Raw genomic sequence first — 24,386 nt, 5'->3', positions numbered from 1 at the left:
TACAATCCTGAGAGATGACAACTGGTTAAAAGGGTAAGGAAGAAGTGAAGGAGGTCGCAGCACGTTGATAGAACTTAAGCAATTAACCAAGCATTATGGTAAAGGCAACCGACGCGTTAATGCGCTGTCCGGGTTGAACCTTTCTATAAAGCGGGGAGAAATATTCGGGGTGATTGGTCACTCCGGGGCGGGCAAAAGTACATTGATCCGCTGTATTAATTTATTGGAGCGCCCTACTGCAGGCGAAGTATGGGTAGATGGGGTAAACCTTGTGACTGTGAGTCAATCCCAGTTACAGAAGCAACGTCGAAAAATCGGAATGATTTTTCAACATTTTAATTTGTTGTCTTCAGCAACGGTCTATGACAACATTGCATTTCCATTGCGTCTGGTAAATACCCCTAAGCAGGAGATGGACAAGAAAGTTCACGAGCTGCTGGAACTGGTGGGGCTGAAAGAACACAGTGGAAAGTATCCGTCACAGCTTTCAGGCGGACAGAAGCAGCGGGTAGGAATTGCACGGGCACTGGCTAGTGATCCGCATGTGTTGCTGTGTGACGAAGCGACGTCTGCACTTGATCCGCAGACGACAGGCTCTATCCTAAAATTGCTGCTGGATATTAATCAGCGCTTTAATTTGACCATCGTATTGATTACCCATGAGATGCATGTCATCCAAAGTATTTGTGATCGGGTTGGTGTCATTCATCAGGGGGATATCGTGGAGCAGGGCCCGGTGGCAGAAGTGTTTTTGAAGCCACAGCACCAGGTAACTAAGGACTTTATCCAGCGGGAGGCAGAACATCCTGAGGAGTTGCAAGCAGCGATTGCAGCCGCAGGTAGCGGGGAATCGGCGCAGGTGGTGCGTATCTCCTTCTTGGGCAGCAAAACTTATGATGCGATTCTGTCGCGTACGGCTCGAAGTACAGGGGTTGATTTTGCAATCTTGCAGGGAACCATCTCTACAATTAAAAACGTACCGTATGGACAGCTGATCGTTCGTTTTGAAGGAAACCCTGCAGATATAGAGCACACGCTGCGCGAAGTGTCTGGGCAAGGACTTGATGTGGAGGTGATCGGACAATGAGCGAACTTGATTTTTCACAAGTGAGTTGGGAAGAGCTAGGGAATTCTACGCTGGAGACCCTTCAGATGCTCGGAGCATCTGCATTGTTCACCCTCGTTATTGGATTGCCACTCGGTATATTGTTGTTTCTGGCGAGCCGCTCCTCGTTGACTTTGATGAAGGTGATATACATTGTATTATCCTTCATCGTGAACATTTTGCGTTCCGTACCATTTATCATTTTGATCGTTGCACTTATTCCTTTTACACGATCGTTGGTAGGTACCTCTACCGGGGTACTGGGAACCATCCCGCCATTGGTTATCGGGGCTGCCCCATTCTTTGCCCGTCTTGTCGAAACGTCTCTGCGTGAAGTGGACAAGGGTGTGATTGAGGCTGCACAAGCGATGGGGGCCTCGACAGGACAAATTATCCGGCGTGTGCTGTTACGCGAAGCACTTCCGGGCCTGCTGGCCGCATTAACCATTACCGTCGTTACACTCGTATCTTACACGGCAATGTCCGGAATGATCGGGGGCGGTGGACTGGGTACGCTGGCTATCAACTACGGCTATTATCGTTACGAAACGGCTGTAATGATTGTTGCGGTCGTGCTAATGGTCGTATTAGTACAACTGCTGCAAATGGCAGGAGATCGCCTCGTGCGGCATTATACTCGAAAATAGGGAAAACATATATAGATATCCTTATTGGTCAGGACGTCTGTTCCTGAATACTACAAATTATTGGAGGGGTAACAACATGAAGAAATGGGTATTGGCGGTATTGAGCTTGACATTAATTGCGGTACTGGCTGCTTGCGGTACAAAAAGCACAACATCAGATACAAACAATGCGGCTGAAAATACTGGCGGGTCACCACGTGAAGTCGAACTGAAAGTTGGAGCTTCTCCTGTGCCACATGCGGAAATTTTGGAAGCGATCAAGCCTCAATTGGAAAAAGAAGGAGTTCGCCTTCAAGTCGTTCAGTTTAACGACTATGTACAACCGAACGTACAATTGTTCGACAAGCAACTGGATGCTAACTTTTATCAACATGTGCCTTACCTAAATGTAATGAACAAAGAGCGTAAAATGAACCTGGTATCTGTTGGCGCCGTTCATCTGGAGCCATTCGGTATCTACTCTCAAAAATATAAAAAGCTTGATGAACTTCCAGACGGTGCAACGGTAGCGATTCCGAACGATGCAACTAATGGAGGCCGGGCATTGCTGCTGTTGGAGAAACAAGGTCTGATCAAACTGAAAGACTCAAGTAACATTGAAGCTACTGTAAAAGATATTACTGAAAACAAGAAAAACCTGAAATTCAAGGAGCTGGAAGCAGCTATGCTGCCACGTCAGTTGCCTGAAGTGGATATTGCATTGATCAATACGAACTACGCTCTGGAAGCTAAACTGAATCCGACCAAGGATGCACTGGCGCTGGAAGACAAAGAGTCTCCATATGCTAATGTACTGGTAGCACGTCCTGATAATAAAGATTCCGAAGCGATCAAGAAACTGCTTAAAGCTTTGCAATCTCCAGAAACTAAAAAATTTATTGAAGACAAATATCAAGGCGCAATTATCCCTGCATTTTAAGCAGAAAACAAAAATGCGCTAATCGTAACCCCCAGATTCTCTAAAATAAGAGGACTGGGGGTTCTTTTTGGCTGAGAGTTGTAGGGACTGCTCAAATATTTTATACTTGGGGGTGACCGTTCTCTGTGAAGAGGAGGAAAACTGTTGAGAGACAAAGTCGCACTCATAACGGGCAGTGCCAAAGGTTTAGGTAAAATGACCGCTCTGCGTCTGGCTGATGAAGGCTGTGACATTGCGCTAAATTATGTGCATAGTCAGGCTGAAGCCGAATCGCTTAAGCAGGACATTGAGTCTAAGGGAGTCCGCTGCCTGTCTTTACAAGCAGATATCTCGGTTCAGGAAGATATTACAAGGCTGATCGGTGAGGTGCAGGATCGGCTGGGCGGGGTCGATATTATGGTGAATAATGCCGGACCCTTCATCCGGGAACGCCGTTTGTTTGCAGATTACAGTGTAGCTGAGATTCATGCCATGATACAGGGAAATCTGGTGGGTACCATGTTGCTGGATCATTTGGTATTGCCACATATGCGTAGCCAGCAATGGGGACGTATTATTCATTTTGGCTTTGGTCATGCTGGAGAAGCGAGGGCTTGGCCGCATCGCGCCGTCTACGCAGCTGCCAAGGTGGGACTGGTGTCTTTTACGAAGTCACTGGCTGTTGAGGAAGCTCCTTATGGCATCACGGTCAATATGATTTGTCCAGGGGATATCCGAGGAGCGAACAAGGAAAAGTCGATTGCCGATGTCATTGGCATGCAGGATAAAGAGACACCACGTGGGCGTCCGGGAAGCGGAGAGGACATTGCGCGTGTGATCGCCTATTTGTGTGAGGAGCATTCAGATTTTATAACAGGCAATATTATGGATGTGTCCGGAGGCTTGGACCCCATTCGGCCGACGATATAAGCTTGGCAAAGCATCAAAGGCTAAAATACAAAAAAGAGTCTTGAGCTTCGTTACCGAACTCAAGACTCTCTGATCATTATGCATCAAGCATTAGAATACTTGTACCACTTCTTGGACGCCTTCAACTTCTTCGAGAAGAGCGCGTTCAATCCCTGCTTTCAGCGTAATTGTAGAACTTGGGCAACTGCCGCAAGCACCTACCAGCTTCAGCTTAACGATGCCGTCTTCAACGTCAACCAGCTCAACGTCACCGCCATCGCGTTGCAGGAACGGACGGAGCTTATCCAGTACGTCTGCTACTTCATCATACATCTGAACGCTTTGTGCTTCGCTCATTAGAATTCAACTCCTTTCCTATACCTTGTTTATTATATTACAAAGCGGGCCAAATTAAAATGCCCGTCATCCAAAGCAGGTGAAAAAATGTTAAGACCTATTATTGAATTTTGCACCAGTAACATGCATTTTGGTACCGATGAGATTATGGCTAAATTGGAACAAAATTCAGATTATGATGTGATTGAATACGGCTGCCTAAGCAATTGCGGTCAGTGTAACGCTGAGCCTTATGCGATGGTTAACGGTGAAATTGTATCCGCAGATTCAGCAGAGCTTCTGTACGAAGTGATTCTAAACAAAATTAAAGAAGCCGAAGCATGGGACAACCTGGATTTGGATTGAAAATAGAAGTCATCCGCAGGGCCAGCCTTCTCTTGAAGAAAATATATATTATTCATAGATGCAACAAACAAAGAAGACCAGCTGTGGAAGCAGGTCTTCTTTGTTTGTTGAGTATCCAATTAGCCAAAATGGCGTTTGGACTTCCAGAGCACACCACTTTTCAGCAGACGCGGTACTCGTCCACGCAAAGAGGTGCTGCCCATAAAGCCGTAACCGAATCCAGCCTTCTTGCCCAGCGCACCTAATGTACCGCGTAGCTTTAGAGGATGCGGATGAGGCGTCTGGCCTTTCCACAGGTCGCGTACAATGTGGGCAATCTGCTCTCCTTGCACCTCTGCCGCCTGAGCGCTTGGAGAGTAAGGAAGGCTCGCACAGTCTCCGACGACGTACACCTCAGGATGGTCCGGTATTTGATAATATTCATTAAGCACGATACGGCCCTGAGGGTCTTTAGGAACCGCTAAATCCTGCACTATTTTTACGGGCTGAATCCCGGCCGTCCATACAACTGCATCGGTCGTGATTTGCTCGTCATGGTTGTAAATAGCCCCTGGTTCAATCCGGGAAACTGCAACATGATTCAGCGCATTCACTTGATGCTCCATAAACCAGGCATGTACATACGCAGACAAACGTTGCGGAAATGCTGATAGCACCCGCTCGCCCCGATCCATAATCGTAATATTCAAATCTGCGCGACTTTCACGTAACTCCGCAGCAATCTCAACACCACTTAGACCGCCACCTACAATATGGACATGTCCATAAGGCTTGATTTCATTCAAGCGCAGATAGGTTTGACGGGTATGATTAAAGGACTGGATCGTACAACTGTATTCCTCTGCCCCTGGTGTATTATGAAAGCGATCTGTACAGCCTAGCGCAATGACAAGCTGGTCATAGGACAAAGGCTCACCGTCTTGAAAATGAACCATTTTATTCTCAAGGTCCATCGAAGTGACTTCTCCGTATCTGCGAATAAGGCGTTGTTCATCTGGAAAATGTACTCGCAAATCAAAATCAGATACCGTACCTGCCGCGAGGGCATAGTATTCTGTTTTCAATCCCTGAAAGGGCATTCGATCCACCAAAATAATTTGAATATTGTCGGGAATATGTTTATCCAGCAATTCTTTGGCAATGGTAAGGCCGCCATAGCCGCCTCCCAGAATAACGAAATTTTTCATCAAAATCCGCCGTCCTTTCGTTACCGTGTCCCCGGCAAGTGGTCTGGTGTCTTGTCGATCTAGCACAAGTTTTAATGTTGTAGTAAAACCCGGTAAGCGGGTCTGCCTGAGGTAGACAGACCGGCGTGTTCCGAGGCAGCTTGAGGCTGCATAGTGTGAGTATTGGGGAGAAAATGCACGCGGGAAATCTGAATCCGATGCTACACTTATTCGAAAACTTCGATTTCGTTATAGAAGGTGTCCCGTTCTACAGGAATGCGTCCTGCGCCTTTGACCAGCCAGATTAGCTCTTTACGGGTCAATCCGGCAGGGGTTAACGCACCTGCGGCATGGCTGATCTGCTCGCGCACAATCGTACCATGGACATCGGATGCGCCAAAGGTAAGAGCGACCTGCGTCAATTGCGGGCCGATGTTAATGAAGTAAGCTTTGACATGGTCGATATTGTCCAGCATCAAGCGGCTGATCGCAATGGTTTTGAGGTCCTCATAAGCAGAATTGCGACGCATGATGTTGGCGTTTTTGCTTTTCGGCTGCATGGACAGTGGGATAAATACCATAAATCCGTTCGTTTCGTCCTGCAATTCACGAATTTGCAGCATATGCTCAATCCGATCCTGATAAGTTTCGACTGAACCGTACAGCATGGTCGTATGAGTTTTCATACCGAGATTATGGGCCGTACGATGTACTTCAAGATAACGGTCCACATTGGCTTTGGTAACACGCATCTTCTTCCGATATTCATCAGATAAGATTTCCGCGCCACCACCAGTCAGAGATTGAAGTCCTGCCTTTTGCAGCTCTTGAAGAACTTCTTTAATACTCAAGCCGCTTATGCGTGTGAAAAAGTCAATTTCCGCCGCAGTGTATGCTTTCAGTGTAACGTTGGGATACTTTTCGTTGAGCGCTTTCAGTGAATCTACATAGTATTGAAAAGGTACATGATTATTATGACCGCCGACGATATGGAATTCTCTTACGCCTGGATGGATATGTTGCTCTACATAATCAATCATTTCCTGCCCGGACAACGTATAAGAGCCTTCCTCCCCCTGATCCTTGCGGAAATTGCAGAACGCGCAGTGCGCTTCGCATACATTGGTGAAGTACAGGCTCATGTTTTCAATAAAATAAACCTTTTTTCCATTCTTGCGTAAATTAGCTTCGTTAGCCAACTGGCCCAATGTGAGAATATCGTCAGTTTCATACAAATATATACCATCTTCGAGGTTCAAACGAATCCCGTTTTGTACCTTTTCTACAATTTCCGCCATTCTGCGGTCTGTAAAAGGTGTAACTAATGTGGACATGCCTATTCCTCCTTCAAGTTGCTCTGTGCGAGGCTGCCCGCCAAATTAGCGGCACAAGCGCTTGATGCGCACAGGATGTCCCGTTCCGTCGGTAAGAATCCGGCAGCGCGGATATACGATATGTGAAAAATGTTACAATGCCAGGCTACAATGACGAATGTCTCTTAATTTCGCCTTTGAAATGACAAATTTCCGACAGTTTCTTTAACACACTCTTCACCTATTATAAACCTCACACCACTGGTGTTCAATACAAACGAGTAGAAAAAGAGGTGTTTAAGCCTGTAACGGAAGGACATTCCATGACTTGAGCACCTGCAAATAAGAGAGTATACTGAAGGGGAGCATGAAGTAAAAGAGGAGGATGGAGCTATGATTAACATCACCGATTCCGCTGCTGAACGCCTGAAAGAAATGCTGGAGCAGCAGGAAACGCCGAATATGTTTTTACGTCTGGGTGTTACGCCAGGTGGTTGTACCGGATTTTCGTACGCCATGGGCTTTGACGACAACGAGACGGATCAGGATATATATATGAATGTACAGGATATGAAAGTAGTCGTGGAAAAGGAAAGCATCCGCTACCTGGACGGTCTGGAAATCGACTTTGAAGAGTCCGGTATGTCCGGCGGCTTTACCATTCATAATCCAAACGCTGTAGCTACATGCGGCTGTGGTTCAAGCTTCCGTACAGCTACAGATGCAGGGAAACCAAGCGAAGAACCTTGTTAATTTTTCGAGTTGTGATTCTGAAAATAAACCTGAATGAGGTTTACGACAAAAAATTGCCGATTATGTTTGGTTATTGGGTGTGCTTGAGTTCATGCAGTCTTGCATGATGAACGTTAACAATTACGAAACAGAAATATGCTTTTTAGGTTTTTGGGTTAAGACCTCTAGCGGTATAGTCGTCTACTATATCGTATAGAGGTTTTTTGTGTTTTCGTTTAATCTCAGTGAGTAGAAACAGGGGGAACTAGGGGTCACTTTTTTAATAGCTGTCTTACATTCTATTTTTTTAGCTTTGCTTTATTTATAATTGCGGTTAATTTACGGTGATTTTTAAGAAAGGTAATGGTAAAATATAATCAAATAGAGTAATGAATGGTTATTGATTAACCTGATATAAAATAATGTAATAAATTATTTAGTTTAGTATATTGTTGAAGTAGGTCAATCTAATTCTTAATACTAAATGATAGAAGGGGTACACATGAAAATTTCTTCTTACAACGAGTACTTGAAACTAGATGAGGAGGGAGATGGGAAATACTTAATATATAATAGCCTCACTAATGGGTTAGGAGAAATAAAGAAGGACTTATACGATGCCCTCATTAATGAAGACTTTTCCTATCTAACGAATTGTGAAGAGTTAGAACATTTAATACAAGGGCGATTTTTATATCTGAATCCCGTTAATGAATTAGAGATAATGGAGGAGTCATTCACTACAATTAGATATCAAAGAAGCACATTGCATCTTACAATTTTACCTACGTTTAATTGTAATTTCAGATGCTCTTATTGCTATGAGAATTTGACTGAGAAAACAGGTAACCATTCTTTCACTGAGCAAATTCAGCAAGATATTTTGAGTTATATAAAAAGCGCAATGGAATCAACAGATTTGAAACATATTACTGTCAATTGGACTGGTGGAGAACCGTTACTTGAATTTAAAAAAGTCACTCGGCTCATGGATCAAATGAATACTATGGCAGCCACAAAACATATTGAAATAGCGCATTACATGGTTAGCAACGGATATTTACTAACTAAAAGTCGTGCCGTTATTTTAAAGGATTTGGGTTTGAAAAGTATTCAAATTACGATAGATGGTAATAAGGTTAATCATGATAAAAGAAGGGTTTTGGCGAACCAACAAGGGACATTTGATCAAATAATAAATAATATTAGAGATTCATGTGATTTGGTTCACATTAACATACGCTCAAATGTAGATTTGAACAACGTAGCTTCCATGGAAGACTATATGGATTATTTAGGGAAGCAAGATTTTAGGGAAAAAGTAAATATTTATTTTTCTGCCACCACTGATTATGTAGCAGGAGGTTGTTCGAGTAGTAATAGCTGCTTTGCCAATCAAGAATTCTCTGGAGTTATTCTTAAGCTGTATGAGAAAGCATTGGAAAAAGGGCTTAACATTTCTTATTACCCTCAATATGTGCCTGTTGTTTGTGCAGCTATTGCAGATAATTCAATTGTAGTGCAGCCAGATGGCTGGATTCAAAAATGCTGGAATACGGTAGGAAACCCCAATTATGCGATAGGTCATATTAGTAATGGTATAAATTCTAATGAGCGTACAGAGAAGTGGCTTAATTATTCCCCCTATAAAATTGAAAAGTGCCGACGTTGCTCAGTATTGCCCTTATGTGGAGGAGGATGTGCCCAGCAGGCGTTTGAAAGTATCGATAAACAGCCTGTCTGTTGTGAGTACAAGTACAATTTAGACGAAATGCTTAAATTTAATTATCACCGACTTAAAGTATAATTATTAACTTTTTATTACTTCACTCTTTTGTTTTTGAAAGGAGGTGAGAAATATGCGTTGGATTGTAGAGCCAAAATTAGCTCAAAGTTCTGTTGAACCTGCCAGTACTTGTTGGTATTATCATGGTTGCATTATTTTCTCCTGGTAATCTCCCTCATTATGAAACCGCCTGTTTATCTTTAATTGACAGGCGGTTATTTAGCTACTTTGTCGAGAACATTCAGTAAGTATAAAATACGCAGGAGGTTAGTCAAATGTACAGCATTTTACTTGTTGATGATCATCTTGATTATGGAGAAGCTACCAAGTCGTGGATCGAACAAGATCAATATATACATGTTACACTTATCAGAACTATTATGGAAGCAAAAGAGAACTTAGCTAAATATAATTTTAATCTATGTATCTATCATTTGAATAAAATGTTTCCTGAAGATTTGGAATGTTTCCATCTAATTCAGGATATACCCATACTATTTATTGGACAGGTTCATACATATACAACAATGGTTAAACTCTTAAACCTGGGCGTTATAGCATTTATTGAAAACGATCCTTCACACGATGAACTAATTTGGACTATAAGAAACGTGTTAAACGGTATTTCCGTTTTACCCGCAACTTTATTAAAACAGCTTCATCAACGCGAAGGAGTAATGGACTATGTAGTGCTCAACAAGAAGGAACGATCTATTTTGGAATGTATCGCAGAGGGGAAAAGCAATAAGGAACTCGCTGCTATCTTCTGTGTTAGTCAAAGAACTGTTGAATATTATTTAACAAATATTTTCAATAAGTTTGAGGTGCATTCGAGATTAGAAGCTGTAGTTGCAGCTAAAAATAGAGGCATGATTAATGTGTGAAAATTAAAAATTTATGGAGAAAAATAGACAATTAAAATCTCGTAGTCAATGATCAGCAAAAATATATTCAAATGGGGGTTAGTGATGAGACCTTTTTTGTTTAAGTATAGATTTAAGTTAATATTTCTTATCATATGCATCATTTTATCAAGTCTCATGAATATGTATATGGCTTTTATCTTCAAGAAATTGGTAGACACAGTTACATTCGGAAGTGAACAAGAATTTGTTAATTCAGCTTTTTTGGCTGTATTTTTAATCATGCTAGGCGCAATACTTAGATTACTAACTAATTTATCTCATGCTTCTTATATGAGGAAGACCATGCTTAATCTAAAAAAAATTGTATTTGGGCATATTTTAAATAAAAGTCTGCTACAATTTTCCTCAAGCCATAGCGCCAAGTATATTTCTATTTTTAGTAATGATATAAAGATGATTGAAGATGATTATTTTAAAAATATATTCTCGTTAATTGGGACATTTATATCTTTTTCAGCATCTTTGTTAGCGATGTTTTTACTTAGTCCTACAATTGTCATAGCCCTTGTCTTATTAACACTGTCATCTATGTTTATCCCTCGAATGTTTGAAAAAAAGCTTGTAAAGTGTAAGAGAAAAGTAGTTGAAGCCTTAGAAAAATTTATGATTCATACGAATGATATGTACTCAGGATTTGCAGTTATTAAAAGTTTTGGTATTGAGAGACATGTACAAGAGCAATTTGGTTTTATTAATCATGAGACGGAAGATCAAAAATATAAATTTCAGAAATTGAGTGCTTGGGTTACCTCTATTAGTGAAGTATTTGGTGGATTTATGTTTATTTCAGTATTTATTATTGGGAGTTTCCTTACTTTACGACAGCTTATCACGTTGGGAACTATGATTGCTTGTGTTCAACTAACTAATAGCATCGTTAATCCGATACAAATGAGTATTCAATATATAACTCAAATCAAATCGTTACGTGATATATCGGCAAAGATTACACAACTTTTACATACAGAGCGCCAGGAAAAGATTCGCATTCACAAACTAACTATCCAGGATAAAGTATCATTAAAAGAGGTATCCTTTGGTTATAAGGATGATTGCTATAATGTACATGGAATAGATATGGATTTGGAGTTAGGGAAGAAGTATGCCTTGGTGGGGCCAAGCGGGTCAGGAAAATCAACGGTATTACGGCTTTTAATGAAGCAATATGAGAGCTACAAAGGCAGGATCAGTATTGATGAAGTAGACTTAAAGGAAATCAATGTGGAGGATTGGTGCAGACTAGAGTCTGTACTGCATCAGGAAGTTTTCTTATTTGATAGTAGCATTAGGGAAAATATTGTATTGCATCAGATGTTTTCCGATAATGAAATTGAAGATGCTATTCAAAAATCTGGCCTGAGTATGCTAATTAATAAGCTACCAAATGGAATGGAGACACAGGTTGGAGAGAAAGGAAGTTTTTTGTCTGGAGGAGAAAAGCAAAGAATAGCCATAGCAAGGACGTTAATACGCCGTACTCCCCTATTGTTGATGGATGAGCCGACTTCGTCACTTGATCAGGAAACAGCAAATGCCATTGAAGAAACAGTTCTGAATTTGGAGAATACTACATGTGTGATGGTTACTCATCGGTTATCAAAGCCAGTATTAGAGCGCTATGATATGATATTTGTATTTTCTGATGGAGCTATTATAGAGAGAGGTACATTTTGTGAATTAATAAAGCTTCAGGGTTTCTTCTATCATATGTATGGATTGACAGAGGAGATAACAATGACACAACATAAAGGCAGTTCAATCTCTTACGTAGTAAATTAATCATAATTTTGAATACTGCAATAATTTTTTTGATCCATTAAATGGGTGCTTGCTATCAAAGGCGGGCACCTTTTAGTGTTTTCTTGGCTGTACATTTAATCGGCTTGGGTAGTAGGATGGATTGGCGTTTTTATTGGACGAACTGCTATGGATACATGGTCGAAGTCATATTGAACTTAACTTCGCGAAAAATAAATAATGATATTTCTGTTGGAAACTATCAACTATAACTACATTATGCTTCTATGAGAAAGTATCTGTTGATATTTCCAACAACATCATCTGTAACCTTGGCACCATGGCCTATGCGGTGTCCTATGACATTGCTGAAGGATGTCCATCTCGTGGAAGATGCCGTTGCAGGATGCGTTCATAGAGTCTTATCAAAATCTGGAGAAGTTGTAGAACCCGTCCGCTTTTCTAGGCTAGTTCAAGACCATTGTCGTAAGACAGTGCCAACGGATTCTGCGGCGCACTGCATCATTCGGTGAAGGCACTGTCTGTTAAGCTGCGAGTACCTATGCTGCTGTTTTATTTTTACGGCTACTTTCTCAGGGGATTTCCGATTATCTGGGTACTCCTAATGGTGATGTTGTGGGTGAAATTTTGAAGCAGGGTGTTGTACAGGGTAATGTGCTCTTTATGACAATAATTCAAGCAATACATAATACATTCGTTGCCAATGCTCTATGTTTTCAACTCCGTAAACAGCTCCTGTGCAGTCCGCACAAATAATTGTACGGCAAGTGAAGCATTGCGCAGGGATGGTACAGCGATACCGATTTGGCGCGTGATCAGGGGCGTGGTTTCCTTGACGGTCAGATCGTGCGGGAACGTGGACAAGGCGAGTGAAGAGACAATGCCCATACCTAGTCCCTGTCGGACCATGCTGACCAGCGTGCTGATATTGTGAGTAATGAATTGTGCCTGCAACTGACTTTGCTCGCGTTCAAAACCTTCCATAATGGCGACCTCATGTCCGCCCTTACAAAAGATCATATCCTGTTGATTCAAGTCTCGAATGGCGATTTTGTTGTGCGATTGAAAAGGGTGACCGTCTGGCAGCAGAATAACCATGTCATCCTGACATAAGGGAATTACATCCACCTCTGGGTCTGGCAACAGGATGATGCCTGCTTCAATTTCTCTGGAATGCACCCACTCCTTGACTTCATTTGTAGAGCCTTCATGTAAATCGAAAACAAGGTTGGGATAGTGCTGGCGAATATGATGAATAATGGGGGGCAGAAAATAGGCGGAGGCAGAAGGAAAGGCACCAATCGTGATTGTACCTACATCCAAGCCTTTTTCAGCGGCCACCTGCTGCTGCACTTTTTCCATGCTTTGCAGCATCATGCGGAATTGCAGCAGCACCTTTTGTCCGATTTCTGTCAGGAGCACGCCTTTTTTTCGATCGCGCAGCAATAGCTGGACATCGAGCTCGTTCTCGATACTGGCGATAGCATGGCTGACCGCAGGTTGCGTCATATGCAACTCGTGGGCCGTTTGGGTAAAGTTTAGCGTTTCAGCTACGCGAACAAAGATCATAATCTGAGTAATAGTCATAAGTGAAAAGTTATCTCCCTTATTGAAAACATTCATTTTATTTATTAGTGACCACAGTATAAGCTAGTAAAGCAAAGCATTGCAAACGGCTATCCAGATGATAGTCGTAAGCAATGTGTAATGAATTTCTAAGGAGAGAGACATCTATGAAAAAATTAACGCCTAAAGCTACGCTGTGGCTTGTCTTGATATTAGTGATGGTATGGGGGATCAACTGGCCGTTGACCAAGCTGGCTTTGCCAGATACACCGCCGATATTTTTTTCAGGAATCCGTACTCTGCTGGGTGGTGTAATTCTGCTGTTGTTCGCTATACGTAACCGGGAAGGTTTACGCCTTAGACAAAATGCGTGGACTTATCTGGTGTTAGCTATATTTAATATTGCAGGCTACTATGGCTTGCAGACGGTTGGGCTGCGTTATCTGCCTGCTGGGTTGTTTTCCACTTTAGTATTCCTTCAGCCGATCTTGTTGGGTTTATTTTCGTGGATGTGGTTGGGAGAGCGTATGTTTCCCCTGAAGGTCGTTGGACTGGTACTGGGTTTTGGCGGCGTAATCGTGATTAGCTCAGGCGGAATGGCAGGTCATTTGTCTGTACTGGGCATTATGTTGGGGCTAGCCTCTGGACTGTGCTGGGCGCTCGGCACGATTTATATGAAGAAAAAAAGCAAACAACTGGATTCCATTTGGGCGGTGACGATGCAGCTTATTCTGGGAGGGATCATACTCAACGGAATTGGGCTTACGACCGAAAAATGGAGCGATATCCACTGGACGGCCTCATTTATCACGATTCTATTGTTCATTTCGATATTTGTAATTGCGATGGGCTGGCTGATTTATTTTAAACTGATCGACAACGGGGACGCAGGAACCGTTGGCTCTTACACCTTTATGATTCCGGTGCTTTCCACGATCTTTAGTATGGTCATGCTCAGGGAATCACTCACTTTGACCTTTGTCGTGGGGCTGGTGCTGATTGCAGGTAGTGTATATCTGGTAAATACAGCTTCTCCCGGGAAAAGAGCGAACCAAAGCTCGAAAGCTGATCAAACGAATTCCTGTACAAATGCTTAGAAAATATAGAATTAGGAAAAATATACTAGAATATCAGAGGGGAGAATAGTAAAATGTGACTATATAAATAGAGAGGAAGTTTGGTATGGGAGAGTTAAGCGGTCATACTCAGACTATGGAGCCGCAACCACAGTCTATTCGTAAGCTGGCAGTTGTGGCAACGGTCATTTCAGGAGTAGCTGTACTAGGCTGTATAGCCTTGGCAGTATGGAACTATAATCTGAATATGAAGGTCAATTCTTTAACTATAGCGAATGCATCGCTGAAACAGACAACACATGCATTAACCAAGCAACAAAATGATACAGAAGCGCTGCTAGGAAAAGTTAGGTTAGCAACCAACCTGTCATCCATAACGCATCTGTTAGAGCAGACATCTGTCGTTACCGATGATTTTGTATTGGAAAAAGTGACTTTTGATGTGGCAGAGGATGGAAAGTTAAAGAGTGTGCTCCTGAATGTGAACAATCAACCTAATCTTGGTTTTGGTGGTGCTTATCAAGGTTATGGCAAATATAATATGTCCTCTGCTGCATTGACGAAGAAGGCCGAGGAAGTCATAAATATAGTTATGAAAGAATACGGTACATCTGACAAGCTTCCGGTATGGGATAAGAATACGAAGGTGAAAATGACAGTTCAAAATTATCCGCTTGGTCAGCGGGAAGGCGGCACGTTTAAGCTCACTGGACAGCAATAGGAGGAACCAAAGGTTATTTCGATGCTGGGCATTACAGTTTTTTTCTAAAGGAATGCAAATTGAGCGGGGGAGCTAAGGAATGGACAGATATGCACCTACAGCGAGGGAACGCTGGCAGATGAAACAGAGTGAGCCGCAGCCGCAGGGCTGGGTGCTCGCTCTATTTGGCTGGATTTTTTCAGGTTTGGGGTTCGTATTCAGTTTTTTTGTCATTGGCGGCTTGTTTGGGATTATCGGACTTGTTTTTGGAATTTTGACTAAAAAGATGGAACAAAGAAACACACAGGGCATCCTTATTATCGTCATCAGTTCCGTTGCTATTGGCATTGGGTTATTGATTTTTATGATTTTTTTCGCCCATGGTTTTGTAGAAGGTCTGAGAGAAGGTTATAATGAGCATTATTAGGTTAGGGAGGTAACAACATTGAGCGTCATTATTTCCCAGCAAATCTCGGCAACGGGTGTGAAGGAATATACGAAGGTGATCAAAACATTTGATTCCCCTTTTACACCTTTGGTTGGACAGAAAATCAGGGATACAGCATTTGGTGATATGCAATATTATGATGTCGAGGACGTATTTATTGATTTAGAGGCGAATGAATATTGGGTGATTCTACCTGCTGTTTTGCTGCATACAGATGATATCGAGGATCTACGAGATGCTGTGCGTGAATATCGTTCACACGGTTGGGAATGTACGAAACCTCTATAAGTGTATACTGCTTAAGCTCTATACGGAAACGTCTTTCTTTTGCGAGATAGGCGTTTTCTTGTGTATTTGTGTATAAACATTTCCTAATGATTGGCATGAAAAGAAAGAAATTATGCTGAAAATGCGCAAAATGTATCATTTTTTATCATAAAACGACAAGTTGAGAAATGAAAACGGACTTAATGTGTTATACTTAGTATATCAAAGGACAAGAGTCTAAAACGACCGGTAAGGCCCTTTCTTTGAAGAGCCTCTGAAGGGTTCAACGTTTATCCAAAATAAATGGTCAAAAGGAAAAGGGGTAATGCTAACGTGAGAGTGAATTTGAAATTTACGAACAAAGGGCAAGTTGCAGTTGAGAAGTTCAACAATGAGGAGCTTATTGAAATCTTTAGCCGCTACATTAAAACGTTATGCAAGAAGTATGATATCTCGGTTACAGTACCTGAGGAGCTGAATGGTCAGATTTTGGAAGAGGGTACTGTGAAGGTCGTGCTGGATAAGATTAATTGTGATATGGACGCTTTTTTCAAGGAACTGAGTCGGGATATCAAGGTGCCGCTGGTCAAACGATTGGGCACTAAACTGGATAATGTGTTTAAGACTGAGGTCGTGGATCAAGAACAGAGCCAAGAATAAGGATCAAGCGAGATCTCATGAAGATTTGCATGATGAAATGAAATCATAAAACCTCCCGAATGGGGCACATGGATAGACCATGTACTCGTTCGGGAGGTTTTATATGTTTAAGCTGCTCTATTCAGCAGATAACATGCATAGCATGTCTGAGTCTTTTAACGTGTTGTTGTGGAGGCAAGGCGCAGTTTGGCTAAATCAAACGAAGGCACCAGTCCTTCCTGCGCGGCGCGACAGAGCAAGGCTTCGATGGCGGCATAACCGCTATCGCCCAGATTGGCGGTAAAATCGTTCACATACAGGTCGATATGCGATTGGGCGACATCGGGTGACAGCTCTTGCGCATGAGACAGTACATAATCACGCGAAGCTTCGGGATGCTTCCAGGCATATTCGACAGAGGCGCGTATCCAGTTGGTGATCGCATCCAGATCCAGCGTACGACGGGCAATAATAGCTCCGAGCGGGATCGGCAGCCCTGTATCTTCTTCCCACCAGTTCCCCAGGTCAACTTGCTTGCTAAGTCCATAGGACGGATAGGTGAAGCGTGCTTCATGAATAACCAATCCTGCATCTATCTCTCCATCACGGACAGCAGGCATAATTTGGTCGAACGGCATCACGACAATCTCGCCGACACCTCCAGGCACATGCTTGGCCGCCCAAAGACGGAACAGCAGATAAGCAGTAGAGCGTTCACTTGGAACAGCTACACGCTTACCGGATAGGGCTTCGGGGCCTTCGACGGCGGAACCTTCCTTGGTCAGCACGAGCGGCCCGCAACCCCGGCCCAGTGCGCCACCGCATGGCAACAACGCGTATTCATCCAGCACCCATGGGAGTGCAGCGTACGAAATTTTCATGATATCAAGTCCGTCTGGTGTGATTGCCAGATTGTTGGTAATGTCGATATCGGCGAATGTAATGTCCAGCGCGGGGGCGCCTGGAATCAATCCATGCGCCAAGGCATGGAAGACAAAAGTGTCGTTAGGACAAGGTGAAAAAGCAATTTGCATCTATATAACCTCCGTTAATGTAGAAAATGCGGCTTCCAACGCTTGCAAAGCCTCTTTGATTCGCCAGGCTGCACGGTCACGTGGACCAACAGCATTGGAAATCGTGCGAATCTCCATCATCGGCAACTCCAACCTGTTGGCCGCCACGGCTACGCCGTAACCCTCCATCGCTTCAGCAGCAGCTCCGGGAATGCGTTTGGCTAGGCGTTCTGCTGTTGCCGCCGTGCCGGTGGCTGTCGATACGGTCAGGATCGGTCCGGCGACCGCCATCTGACCCGCGTCACGCAGCGCCTGAACAAATCGCTGCGTAGCAGCAGCGTTCACGGCAATGCGGCTGGAGCCAAAGCCCAGCTCGTCCACGCTGCTGAAGCCCTCTGCCGTCTCTGCGCCCAGGTCGGCGGCAATAATTGCGTCAGCAACGACGACGCTCTCCAGTGCAGCGACCTCCGCAAAGCCGCCACCAATACCGGCGCTGATGACCAGACGGTAGCCGCCAGTCGCCAGTGCCTGCGCAGTTGAAGCCGCTGCGGACGGGGCGCCTACACCAGCCAGCTCGACCACAAAGCGAGTGTCGCCCTTCAGGCCGCGCAGCACGGCCTCACGTTCGCCTTCAACCGCGGTCATGACCAGGATGCGCTCATCTGATGTTGTATGTTCCATCGGTTGATTCCCCTTTAAATTTAGGTAATATGCTTTCTTATCATACTGCTTTTCCAAACGATGTTCAAAAAAGTCGACAAAAAAAGCGCTCTATGGCGCTTTTTCGGGAAACTGTAAGATTCAGTAGATATGAAAATTGGTAGTTTAAACATATAACCATTCGATCTGGAAGAACAGCGTAGACAAGCATATAATAATTATATCGGCTGATCCTTCGTGATTAGCTGAAACATTGTGATGTTGCGGTCATAGTGGCTTGGGGTCCCATCCTGATTGCGCACCCGAATCATCTCGCTGCTGAACAATTCGATATATCCACAGCCTATCTCACAGTATACGCCTGTAGGGTCTTCTTGCCAGACCGAAACGAGGTGTTGAGATAACGCTGCGGTAAAAAATTCGATGTTTTTTTGCAATACGCGTGGCGTTTTCTTGGGTTCCATAACGTAAATCCTCCCTATATCATGCCATGTGCAAATCAGCAATTGAACGTGGCTATTCGTTGGTTATTACACATCATAATGAACTTAAACAACTCAAAAAGGCATGTTCGTCATTCTATTCTATGAAACAGACGTAAACACTGTACCGCTTAATGCTATTTTTGTAAAGCATCCGTTTGACCTTTTCAACATCCATTTTGTGTTTACACACATTTTACATTGCGTTAACACTTCTGTGATGCTAGTGCGTTTCATCTAATAGTACAATAAAGGGTAACTATACTGCATGAAATTGATGGAGGCCATATGTTGATAGAGAGTCAGAAGAAGGATAAAGCCGGGTCAGAACGTTACTTTAATCGAGATTTAAGCTGGATTGAATTTAATCGCCGTGTGCTCCAGGAGGCACAGGATGCAGATACACCATTGCTGGAAAGAGCTAAATTCTTAGCAATTGTGTCCAGCAATTTGGATGAATTTATGGCTGTTCGTGTTGCAGAGACGCGCGAGAAGATCAAGGCGGGTTTTATGCAAAAGGATTTTACGGGATATACCCCGTCCGGTTTGTACAAACGGCTGATCAAGCGCACCGTCTCCATGGTATCCGAGCAATACCGGACCTATCGTGATATTTCTCGCCTATTGACGAAAAAAGGTCTTTTATTGCTTGAATATAATGACTTAAATACGACACAGCGCAAGTCGCTGGATGCATATTTTCATGAAATTATATTTCCGGTGCTCACGCCGATGGCGGTCGATCAGAGCCGCCCTTTTCCGCTGGTTCACAATAAATACGTATATTTGGCAGTTGTCTTGAGCCGCCCGGGGGATACGGAGGAGGATAAACCGCTTTTTGCCATTGTACAGGTGCCTTCCAATATTCCACGTGTTGTTTCGGTGCCATCACGATCCAATAGCAAGAAGAAATCATTTATTTTAATTGAGGAACTAATTAAGCATCATATACAAACGTTGTTCACCGGATATATTCCCGAGGCAGTTCATGCCTTTCGGGTTACGCGTAACTCTGATTTGTCCATTAATGAGGAAGAGATCGAAGATTTGCTCGAAGAGATTGAAAAAGAACTGCGTCGAAGACGGCGGGGAGCACCGGTCAGACTGGAAGTGGAGAAAGGAATTAACCCCTTCGCCCTGACAGAGCTTCAACGCGAATTCAAGCTATTCGATCATGTGTTTGAGATCGATGGGCCGTTAGACCTGACATTTTTGTCGTCTTTTGCCGATCATTTGGAGGGATATTCACATCTGAAATTTCCGGCAATCAAACCATTGTATCCGGAAGAACTGCCTCCGCAAGAGGATATCTTTAACGTACTTCGCAAACGGGACGTGCTTGTGTACCATCCGTATGAATCATTCGACGCGGTAACTGATTTTATCATTGAGGCATCAGAGGACCCGGATGTGATGGCGATCAAGATGACCTTGTACCGGGTCAATGGCGAATCGAAGCTCATTCCGGCACTCGCGCGTGCGGCAGAATCGGGTAAGCAGGTGACAGTAGTGGTGGAGCTGAAGGCGCGTTTTGACGAGGAACGTAATATTGCTTGGGCGCGTACGCTTGAAAAAGCTGGTTGTCATGTAGTATATGGGTTGGTCGGTTTGAAGACGCACGCCAAAATCATTCTGGTGGTACGCCGTGAGCGTAATGTGCTCAAACGATACGTGCATGTGGGAACCGGCAACTACAATGAAAGCACAGCACGTGTATATACGGATATCGGATTGTTCACAGCGGATCCGGTGCTGGGTGAGGATGCCTCTGAGCTGTTCAATGAAATCACGGGTTTCTCGGCGCTCAAAACCCCGCAAGCTTTCACCGTAGCGCCGACGGGCATGAAAAATAAGCTGTTTGAGCTGATCCGCAGGGAAGCGGAGCAAGCACTTGCAGGTAAGCCAGCCCGTATTATTGCCAAAATTAATTCCTTATCCAATCAGGAAATGATTGATGAACTATATGCTGCTTCTCAAGCAGGGGTAAAGATTGATTTAATCATTCGAGGCGTCTGCTGTTTACGCCCTGGCGTGGAGGGCTTTAGCGAGAACATTCGGGTTATCAGTATTGTCGACCGTTTCCTGGAGCATTCCAGACTGTTCTACTTTGAAAATGCAGGTCATTCGGAGTTATTCTTATCTAGTGCGGATTGGATGACACGCAATCTGACTCGGCGGATTGAGCTGATGTGCCCGATTTATGATGACCGAATCAAGGAAATGCTGGTGGATATTTTACGCTTATCCTTGAAAGATAATGTGAAGGCGCGCCAGCTTTTGCCTAATGGCAACTATCAATTTGTAGCAAGAAACAACGAAGAGGCTCCCATCAGGAGCCAATTCGAAGCGATGAAGGTTAAAAACTGGAAGAAGGAAGAATGGACCACGACAACGTAAGATTCCAGGCTTTTTGAAAATCTTTTGCGACCGCCACCAGATCCCGTTGCTCCAGGATCGGTTCACTCTTGCTTTCCAGACGAATATGCAGCGCATCGTCCCCAGTTGTGGGATGGATGCTGGTGATAATGCCAGATTCGCTGCGATCCATGCCGATGGCTAGCTGGAGCAGCGAGCCGAGCCGATGCACACGTTCTTCATCGGAAGGCTCCAAAATATCTGCATGGGTGCGGAGCAAGCGGGGGGTCCGGTTTTTGGGGTGGTAATCAGCGATCAGCGCGGCTAGCACCGTTTCCCGGTGAGATAAACCGCCAATGCCCGCGTGCAAGATCCAGAACACGGAATGCTGGCGGAAGTGATAGTAATTTAAGGCTGCACCTGTTTTGTAAAGAGTGGCTGCGGTCAGTAACAAACGTTTGTCCATAGCTGTAGAGGTTCCTTCAGCTAAGGTGTCATAAAGCTGGACAGCGTACTCGTTAACCCGCTGGACATGCGCTTCACTAACCGGGACAGCAAATGACAGGATATTGCGAATGGACGCGATCAGCGGATTAGCCACCACAGGCTGTTCAGCGTTGACCAGCTCATGGAACAGACCGTCTCGCAGACCCGCTCCACTGACCAAATAGGCGGAGCCTTGAGCAGCTTCAAATATCGTTTTTAATATAATGAGACCCGGTACGATAATGTCGGCTCTGTCTTTGGACAGGCCGGCTGTTTTTTTGCGTTTTTCATAAGGAAGATGGGGCAGACTGCTATAGAAGTAATCGACATCTTCAGTTGTCATTTCGTAATGGTGCGTCACAGGAAGCGAGTAATCCCGCCGTTTCTGATTGATTTTAGCCAAAGTACGGAGGGTTCCACCCAGCCCGATAAACGGCAGACCCGGATTGGTGAAGATCCAATCATGGTTTTGCAGTGAAGAACGGACAAAGCTCTCCACTTCCTCAATCTGTCCGGGAGACCATTCGCCGTTCTTGACCTCGCGTCCAAAGCGCCAATTCATATTGACTGCGCCAAAGGGAAATGAAACCGTATGCAGTCGTGTCCGATCACGGAATAGCGTAATTTCGGTACTGCCGCCCCCGATGTCAATAATGATTCCGTCATTCACATTCATTGTATTCACTACGCCCAGAAAACCCGCATAGCCCTCTTGTTCCCCGCTAAGTATTTCCAGCGTTAAACTGGTCTCTTCTGCAATCCATTGGACAATTTCATCCGAATTCGCCGCATTGCGGATGGCGGCTGTCGCTGCTGCACGCATTCGAACAACCCCGTGCATACGGCACACCTCCATAAACTGGCGCAGTAATGGAGCGATGCTGCGTATGGCTTCTCGTTCCATGCGGCCGTTGGCCCCAACCTTTTCGCTCAGCCGGGCAGCTTCTTTGCACTCCTGCACAATTCGATAAGCTCCTGTATCTGTCATTTCATAGATCACGAGACGAATGGAGTTTGAGCCAATGTCCATGATGCCAATTTTGCTATTCATGAGTTGACCTCCTTGTTGAAAGAAACAATCTGTCAGCAAATTCAACTGCTCCGTTCCAAATGGGATTCAGATTATTGTCATTGTACCAGTGTTGTCTGGTGCATGCTACCGTTCGTGATGATCTTGTCGAAATAGACACATGATCCTGACAATCATCCAAGAATAGCACATGCCTGTTGAGTATGTATAAGTATACCTGACGGCGAAAGGAGAGAATTAGATGAGACAACTCGCAAGCAAATGGCTAAAGACAAAGGCGCTGCTCCATGATTCACATACCGCCGTTTATATACCGGAAACCTGTCTATATAGTGAAGATCAATTGCGCATGATGCTGCGGCGGCATGCTTTTGTATTTATCAAACCCGTGGAAGGCGGCGGAGGAATCGGTGTCATGCGTGTGGCAAAAGAGGGTAGGGGTTACACCTGTACACGTATGGAGCAAACACATCGGTTCAGCCATTTTAGAGCGCTTGTGGCGGGAATCAATAAGCTCCGAATCCAACGTCCATATCTCATTCAGCAAGGTATTCAGCTGGCCAGTATCCAAGGTAGGCCTGTTGACTATCGAGTCAAAGTCGTGAAAGAAGGGCCAAAATGGAATTTTCGTGCGGTAGTGGCGCGTCATGCTCGTCCTGGACTGGTCATTACGAATCTGTGCAGGGGGGGAACCTTGCTGAAAGGAACAGAGGCGCTTCGGGTGATATATCCCCGGCGGTTAGCTTCACGAAAGCGGCGAGAGATCATTGATCTTACGCAGCGCTGTATTCCTATACTCGAAAGAAGATTTCCCGGGATCGGACAACTGGGATTTGATTACGGGCTTGACCAGAATGGACGGATATGGATTTTGGAGGTAAACACAAGGCCTCAATAATTTATGTTTTTTCAAGATTCTTCATTGAAAATCTATTAAAATTTAATATATTTGTATAAACATAAAAAAAATTTTTTTTGCGTTTTATCGCCAAAATTCTGTGTATAAATATTGTCCACATTATCCCCTGTCACATATAAGGGGTAACGACACTTACCAACAATTTATACACAGGATTTCCACAATTGTCTGTGGATAACAGAACGCTTGTTCCGTTTTTGGTATTTTGATAGAATAGATTTTGAAATAAAAGGAAAGGTTGTGTCGAGGATGGCTATGCTGACGGATGAAATGCTTTTGGATTCCTATCAGATGGCAATCGAGCTTAAACTTGAATGTGACTTCATTGCACTGTTGCTGGCTGAAATTCACAAAAGAAAGCTAGAGATGAATACAGCCGTAGTCCTTCATTAGACCGGACAAGCTCTCGTACTGCGACCGTAAAGTCATTCAGGGTTCGGATGGCTTTACGGACAATCACTGCAACGAATAGGCACACCGTGAAAAAGGGTATTTCACTCCAGAGATTCAAATCTGGAGTAAAATACCCTTTTTTGTCATAGTCTAAATTAACTACATTTTCATGTTACTGCTGTGACCAGGAGACAACTTGGCGTCTGGGTCCACATAGACCTTGGCGTTGTTGACTGCTGTAGGAGCTTCACCAAAGCCAACCGCAATCAGCTTGAGCTTGCCTGGATAAGTGGTAATGTCTCCTGCAGCGAAAATGCCGGGAATATTCGTCTCCTGACGAGAATCGACCACGATGGAGTTATTTTCGATCTCAATTCCCCATTCAGCAATCGGACCAAGTGTGGATACAA

General features: G+C 44.1%; 26 protein-coding genes. 17 read left to right on the top strand and 9 right to left on the bottom strand.

Translation table 11 applies throughout. From position 1 onward, the window contains the following. The first annotated feature begins 64 nt into the window (after window positions 1-64). The 4 genes from AC5V8P_RS08375 (at window position 65) to AC5V8P_RS08360 (ending at window position 3,580) form a co-directional block, all read left to right on the top strand. Window positions 65-1,087 (top strand): methionine ABC transporter ATP-binding protein, encoded by a 1,023-nt coding sequence (locus tag AC5V8P_RS08375; RefSeq protein ID WP_064798030.1) that lies wholly within the window; start codon window positions 65-67, stop codon window positions 1,085-1,087. Next, entirely contained in the window at window positions 1,084-1,752 is a 669-nt protein-coding gene (locus tag AC5V8P_RS08370; RefSeq protein ID WP_013311839.1) for a methionine ABC transporter permease, read from the top strand. The genes AC5V8P_RS08375 and AC5V8P_RS08370 overlap by 4 nt, the downstream gene beginning before the upstream one ends. 76 nt (window positions 1,753-1,828) lie before the next feature. Next, window positions 1,829-2,671, top strand: coding sequence for a MetQ/NlpA family ABC transporter substrate-binding protein (locus AC5V8P_RS08365; protein ID WP_064798031.1), 843 nt, complete (start codon window positions 1,829-1,831; stop codon window positions 2,669-2,671). A 144-nt stretch (window positions 2,672-2,815) separates the two neighbouring features. Then, window positions 2,816-3,580, top strand: coding sequence for an SDR family oxidoreductase (locus tag AC5V8P_RS08360; protein WP_064798032.1), 765 nt, complete (start codon window positions 2,816-2,818; stop codon window positions 3,578-3,580). Between the two features lie 90 nt (window positions 3,581-3,670). Here the strand turns inward: AC5V8P_RS08360 and AC5V8P_RS08355 are convergent, their stop codons facing one another. After that, window positions 3,671-3,916, bottom strand: a complete 246-nt coding sequence (locus AC5V8P_RS08355) for a NifU family protein (protein WP_013372910.1) — start codon at window positions 3,914-3,916, stop codon at window positions 3,671-3,673. A gap of 87 nt (window positions 3,917-4,003) precedes the next feature. On the opposite strand from AC5V8P_RS08355, the gene AC5V8P_RS08350 reads away from it, so the two are divergent. Next, on the top strand, window positions 4,004-4,261 hold the full coding sequence (locus AC5V8P_RS08350; RefSeq protein WP_064798033.1) for a YuzB family protein: 258 nt from the start codon (window positions 4,004-4,006) through the stop codon (window positions 4,259-4,261). 119 nt (window positions 4,262-4,380) lie between these two features. Here AC5V8P_RS08350 and AC5V8P_RS08345 read toward each other — a convergent pair whose 3' ends face one another. After that, window positions 4,381-5,448, bottom strand: coding sequence for an NAD(P)/FAD-dependent oxidoreductase (locus AC5V8P_RS08345; protein ID WP_064798034.1), 1,068 nt, complete (start codon window positions 5,446-5,448; stop codon window positions 4,381-4,383). Between the two features lie 206 nt (window positions 5,449-5,654). Further along, window positions 5,655-6,761 carry an aminofutalosine synthase MqnE gene (mqnE, locus tag AC5V8P_RS08340; RefSeq protein WP_064798035.1) on the bottom strand — a complete coding sequence of 369 codons (1,107 nt, stop codon included), beginning with the start codon at window positions 6,759-6,761 and terminating at the stop codon, window positions 5,655-5,657. A 372-nt stretch (window positions 6,762-7,133) separates the two neighbouring features. On the opposite strand from mqnE, the gene AC5V8P_RS08335 reads away from it, so the two are divergent. The 4 genes from AC5V8P_RS08335 to AC5V8P_RS08320 all read left to right on the top strand — a co-directional run bounded on the left by AC5V8P_RS08335 (window position 7,134) and on the right by AC5V8P_RS08320 (window position 11,963). Then, complete coding sequence (locus tag AC5V8P_RS08335; protein ID WP_017427286.1) at window positions 7,134-7,493, top strand: HesB/IscA family protein; 360 nt, start codon at window positions 7,134-7,136, stop codon at window positions 7,491-7,493. Between the two features lie 481 nt (window positions 7,494-7,974). After that, entirely contained in the window at window positions 7,975-9,279 is a 1,305-nt protein-coding gene (locus AC5V8P_RS08330; RefSeq protein ID WP_064798036.1) for a radical SAM/SPASM domain-containing protein, read from the top strand. A gap of 254 nt (window positions 9,280-9,533) precedes the next feature. Next, window positions 9,534-10,142 carry a response regulator transcription factor gene (locus tag AC5V8P_RS08325; RefSeq protein ID WP_064798037.1) on the top strand — a complete coding sequence of 203 codons (609 nt, stop codon included), beginning with the start codon at window positions 9,534-9,536 and terminating at the stop codon, window positions 10,140-10,142. Between the two features lie 48 nt (window positions 10,143-10,190). Continuing rightward, complete coding sequence (locus tag AC5V8P_RS08320) at window positions 10,191-11,963, top strand: ABC transporter ATP-binding protein (protein WP_081276879.1); 1,773 nt, start codon at window positions 10,191-10,193, stop codon at window positions 11,961-11,963. Window positions 11,964-12,650: 687 nt separating this feature from the next. On the opposite strand, the gene AC5V8P_RS08315 is transcribed toward AC5V8P_RS08320, so the two are convergent. Then, a complete protein-coding gene (locus AC5V8P_RS08315; RefSeq protein WP_064798039.1) occupies window positions 12,651-13,529 on the bottom strand; it encodes a LysR family transcriptional regulator in 879 nt (292 codons plus the stop codon). Between the two features lie 146 nt (window positions 13,530-13,675). Here AC5V8P_RS08315 and AC5V8P_RS08310 point away from each other — a divergent pair, with 146 nt between their 5' ends. The 5 genes from AC5V8P_RS08310 (at window position 13,676) to AC5V8P_RS08290 (ending at window position 16,659) form a co-directional block, all read left to right on the top strand. Further along, a complete protein-coding gene (locus AC5V8P_RS08310; protein WP_064798040.1) occupies window positions 13,676-14,605 on the top strand; it encodes a DMT family transporter in 930 nt (309 codons plus the stop codon). Window positions 14,606-14,690: 85 nt separating this feature from the next. Next, entirely contained in the window at window positions 14,691-15,305 is a 615-nt protein-coding gene (locus tag AC5V8P_RS08305; RefSeq protein ID WP_063209527.1) for a hypothetical protein, read from the top strand. Between the two features lie 79 nt (window positions 15,306-15,384). Further along, window positions 15,385-15,711 carry a hypothetical protein gene (locus AC5V8P_RS08300; RefSeq protein WP_063209525.1) on the top strand — a complete coding sequence of 109 codons (327 nt, stop codon included), beginning with the start codon at window positions 15,385-15,387 and terminating at the stop codon, window positions 15,709-15,711. A gap of 18 nt (window positions 15,712-15,729) precedes the next feature. Beyond that, the gene (locus tag AC5V8P_RS08295; protein WP_063209523.1) at window positions 15,730-16,020 is read left to right on the top strand and encodes a hypothetical protein; all 291 of its coding nucleotides are present in this window, start codon (window positions 15,730-15,732) and stop codon (window positions 16,018-16,020) included. 312 nt (window positions 16,021-16,332) lie between these two features. Beyond that, window positions 16,333-16,659 (top strand): hypothetical protein, encoded by a 327-nt coding sequence (locus AC5V8P_RS08290; RefSeq protein WP_064798041.1) that lies wholly within the window; start codon window positions 16,333-16,335, stop codon window positions 16,657-16,659. A 155-nt stretch (window positions 16,660-16,814) separates the two neighbouring features. On the opposite strand, the gene AC5V8P_RS08285 is transcribed toward AC5V8P_RS08290, so the two are convergent. The 3 genes from AC5V8P_RS08285 to AC5V8P_RS08275 all read right to left on the bottom strand — a co-directional run bounded on the left by AC5V8P_RS08285 (window position 16,815) and on the right by AC5V8P_RS08275 (window position 18,775). Next, window positions 16,815-17,672 carry a 1,4-dihydroxy-6-naphtoate synthase gene (locus tag AC5V8P_RS08285; protein WP_064798042.1) on the bottom strand — a complete coding sequence of 286 codons (858 nt, stop codon included), beginning with the start codon at window positions 17,670-17,672 and terminating at the stop codon, window positions 16,815-16,817. Further along, window positions 17,673-18,332, bottom strand: a complete 660-nt coding sequence (locus AC5V8P_RS08280) for a futalosine hydrolase (RefSeq protein ID WP_064798043.1) — start codon at window positions 18,330-18,332, stop codon at window positions 17,673-17,675. It abuts the gene before it with no gap. 197 nt (window positions 18,333-18,529) lie between these two features. Continuing rightward, window positions 18,530-18,775, bottom strand: coding sequence for a hypothetical protein (locus AC5V8P_RS08275; RefSeq protein ID WP_007431922.1), 246 nt, complete (start codon window positions 18,773-18,775; stop codon window positions 18,530-18,532). A gap of 306 nt (window positions 18,776-19,081) precedes the next feature. On the opposite strand from AC5V8P_RS08275, the gene ppk1 reads away from it, so the two are divergent. Continuing rightward, window positions 19,082-21,190: a polyphosphate kinase 1 gene (gene ppk1 / locus AC5V8P_RS08270; RefSeq protein ID WP_063209515.1), complete on the top strand. Its 2,109-nt coding sequence runs from the start codon at window positions 19,082-19,084 to the stop codon at window positions 21,188-21,190. On the opposite strand, the gene AC5V8P_RS08265 is transcribed toward ppk1, so the two are convergent. Continuing rightward, window positions 21,150-22,685 (bottom strand): Ppx/GppA phosphatase family protein, encoded by a 1,536-nt coding sequence (locus tag AC5V8P_RS08265; protein WP_064798044.1) that lies wholly within the window; start codon window positions 22,683-22,685, stop codon window positions 21,150-21,152. The genes ppk1 and AC5V8P_RS08265 overlap by 41 nt on opposite strands. Before the next feature lie 220 nt (window positions 22,686-22,905). On the opposite strand from AC5V8P_RS08265, the gene AC5V8P_RS08260 reads away from it, so the two are divergent. Next, the gene (locus AC5V8P_RS08260) at window positions 22,906-23,562 is read left to right on the top strand and encodes a YheC/YheD family protein (protein ID WP_063209511.1); all 657 of its coding nucleotides are present in this window, start codon (window positions 22,906-22,908) and stop codon (window positions 23,560-23,562) included. Window positions 23,563-23,832: 270 nt separating this feature from the next. After that, window positions 23,833-23,976 (top strand): sporulation histidine kinase inhibitor Sda, encoded by a 144-nt coding sequence (locus tag AC5V8P_RS08255; protein ID WP_023990158.1) that lies wholly within the window; start codon window positions 23,833-23,835, stop codon window positions 23,974-23,976. Window positions 23,977-24,135: 159 nt separating this feature from the next. Here the strand turns inward: AC5V8P_RS08255 and AC5V8P_RS08250 are convergent. Next, on the bottom strand, window positions 24,136-24,386 hold a 251-nt coding region (locus AC5V8P_RS08250; RefSeq protein ID WP_495473599.1), incomplete at its 5' end, for an NAD(P)/FAD-dependent oxidoreductase.

The organism is Paenibacillus sp. N119s, assembly GCF_059447605.1.
This window is presented reverse-complemented; position numbering and strand designations above follow the sequence as displayed.

Bases quoted from the DNA above. Each gene is read 5' to 3' on its own strand.
- AC5V8P_RS08365 (WP_064798031.1), top strand. From the start codon at position 1,829: ATGAAGAAATGGGTATTGGCGGTATTGAGCTTGACATTAATTGCGGTA.
- AC5V8P_RS08310 (WP_064798040.1), top strand. From the start codon at position 13,676: ATGAAAAAATTAACGCCTAAAGCTACGCTGTGGCTTGTCTTGATATTA.
- AC5V8P_RS08350 (WP_064798033.1), top strand. From the start codon at position 4,004: ATGTTAAGACCTATTATTGAATTTTGCACCAGTAACATGCATTTTGGT.
- AC5V8P_RS08260 (WP_063209511.1), top strand. From the start codon at position 22,906: ATGAGACAACTCGCAAGCAAATGGCTAAAGACAAAGGCGCTGCTCCAT.
- AC5V8P_RS08255 (WP_023990158.1), top strand. From the start codon at position 23,833: ATGGCTATGCTGACGGATGAAATGCTTTTGGATTCCTATCAGATGGCA.
- ppk1 (WP_063209515.1), top strand. From the start codon at position 19,082: ATGTTGATAGAGAGTCAGAAGAAGGATAAAGCCGGGTCAGAACGTTAC.
- AC5V8P_RS08370 (WP_013311839.1), top strand. From the start codon at position 1,084: ATGAGCGAACTTGATTTTTCACAAGTGAGTTGGGAAGAGCTAGGGAAT.
- AC5V8P_RS08355 (WP_013372910.1), bottom strand. From the start codon at position 3,916: ATGAGCGAAGCACAAAGCGTTCAGATGTATGATGAAGTAGCAGACGTA.
- AC5V8P_RS08330 (WP_064798036.1), top strand. From the start codon at position 7,975: ATGAAAATTTCTTCTTACAACGAGTACTTGAAACTAGATGAGGAGGGA.
- AC5V8P_RS08320 (WP_081276879.1), top strand. From the start codon at position 10,191: ATGATCAGCAAAAATATATTCAAATGGGGGTTAGTGATGAGACCTTTT.
- AC5V8P_RS08280 (WP_064798043.1), bottom strand. From the start codon at position 18,332: ATGGAACATACAACATCAGATGAGCGCATCCTGGTCATGACCGCGGTT.
- mqnE (WP_064798035.1), bottom strand. From the start codon at position 6,761: ATGTCCACATTAGTTACACCTTTTACAGACCGCAGAATGGCGGAAATT.
- AC5V8P_RS08285 (WP_064798042.1), bottom strand. From the start codon at position 17,672: ATGCAAATTGCTTTTTCACCTTGTCCTAACGACACTTTTGTCTTCCAT.
- AC5V8P_RS08265 (WP_064798044.1), bottom strand. From the start codon at position 22,685: ATGAATAGCAAAATTGGCATCATGGACATTGGCTCAAACTCCATTCGT.
- AC5V8P_RS08345 (WP_064798034.1), bottom strand. From the start codon at position 5,448: ATGAAAAATTTCGTTATTCTGGGAGGCGGCTATGGCGGCCTTACCATT.
- AC5V8P_RS08305 (WP_063209527.1), top strand. From the start codon at position 14,691: ATGGGAGAGTTAAGCGGTCATACTCAGACTATGGAGCCGCAACCACAG.
- AC5V8P_RS08335 (WP_017427286.1), top strand. From the start codon at position 7,134: ATGATTAACATCACCGATTCCGCTGCTGAACGCCTGAAAGAAATGCTG.
- AC5V8P_RS08275 (WP_007431922.1), bottom strand. From the start codon at position 18,775: ATGGAACCCAAGAAAACGCCACGCGTATTGCAAAAAAACATCGAATTT.
- AC5V8P_RS08325 (WP_064798037.1), top strand. From the start codon at position 9,534: ATGTACAGCATTTTACTTGTTGATGATCATCTTGATTATGGAGAAGCT.
- AC5V8P_RS08315 (WP_064798039.1), bottom strand. From the start codon at position 13,529: ATGACTATTACTCAGATTATGATCTTTGTTCGCGTAGCTGAAACGCTA.
- AC5V8P_RS08300 (WP_063209525.1), top strand. From the start codon at position 15,385: ATGGACAGATATGCACCTACAGCGAGGGAACGCTGGCAGATGAAACAG.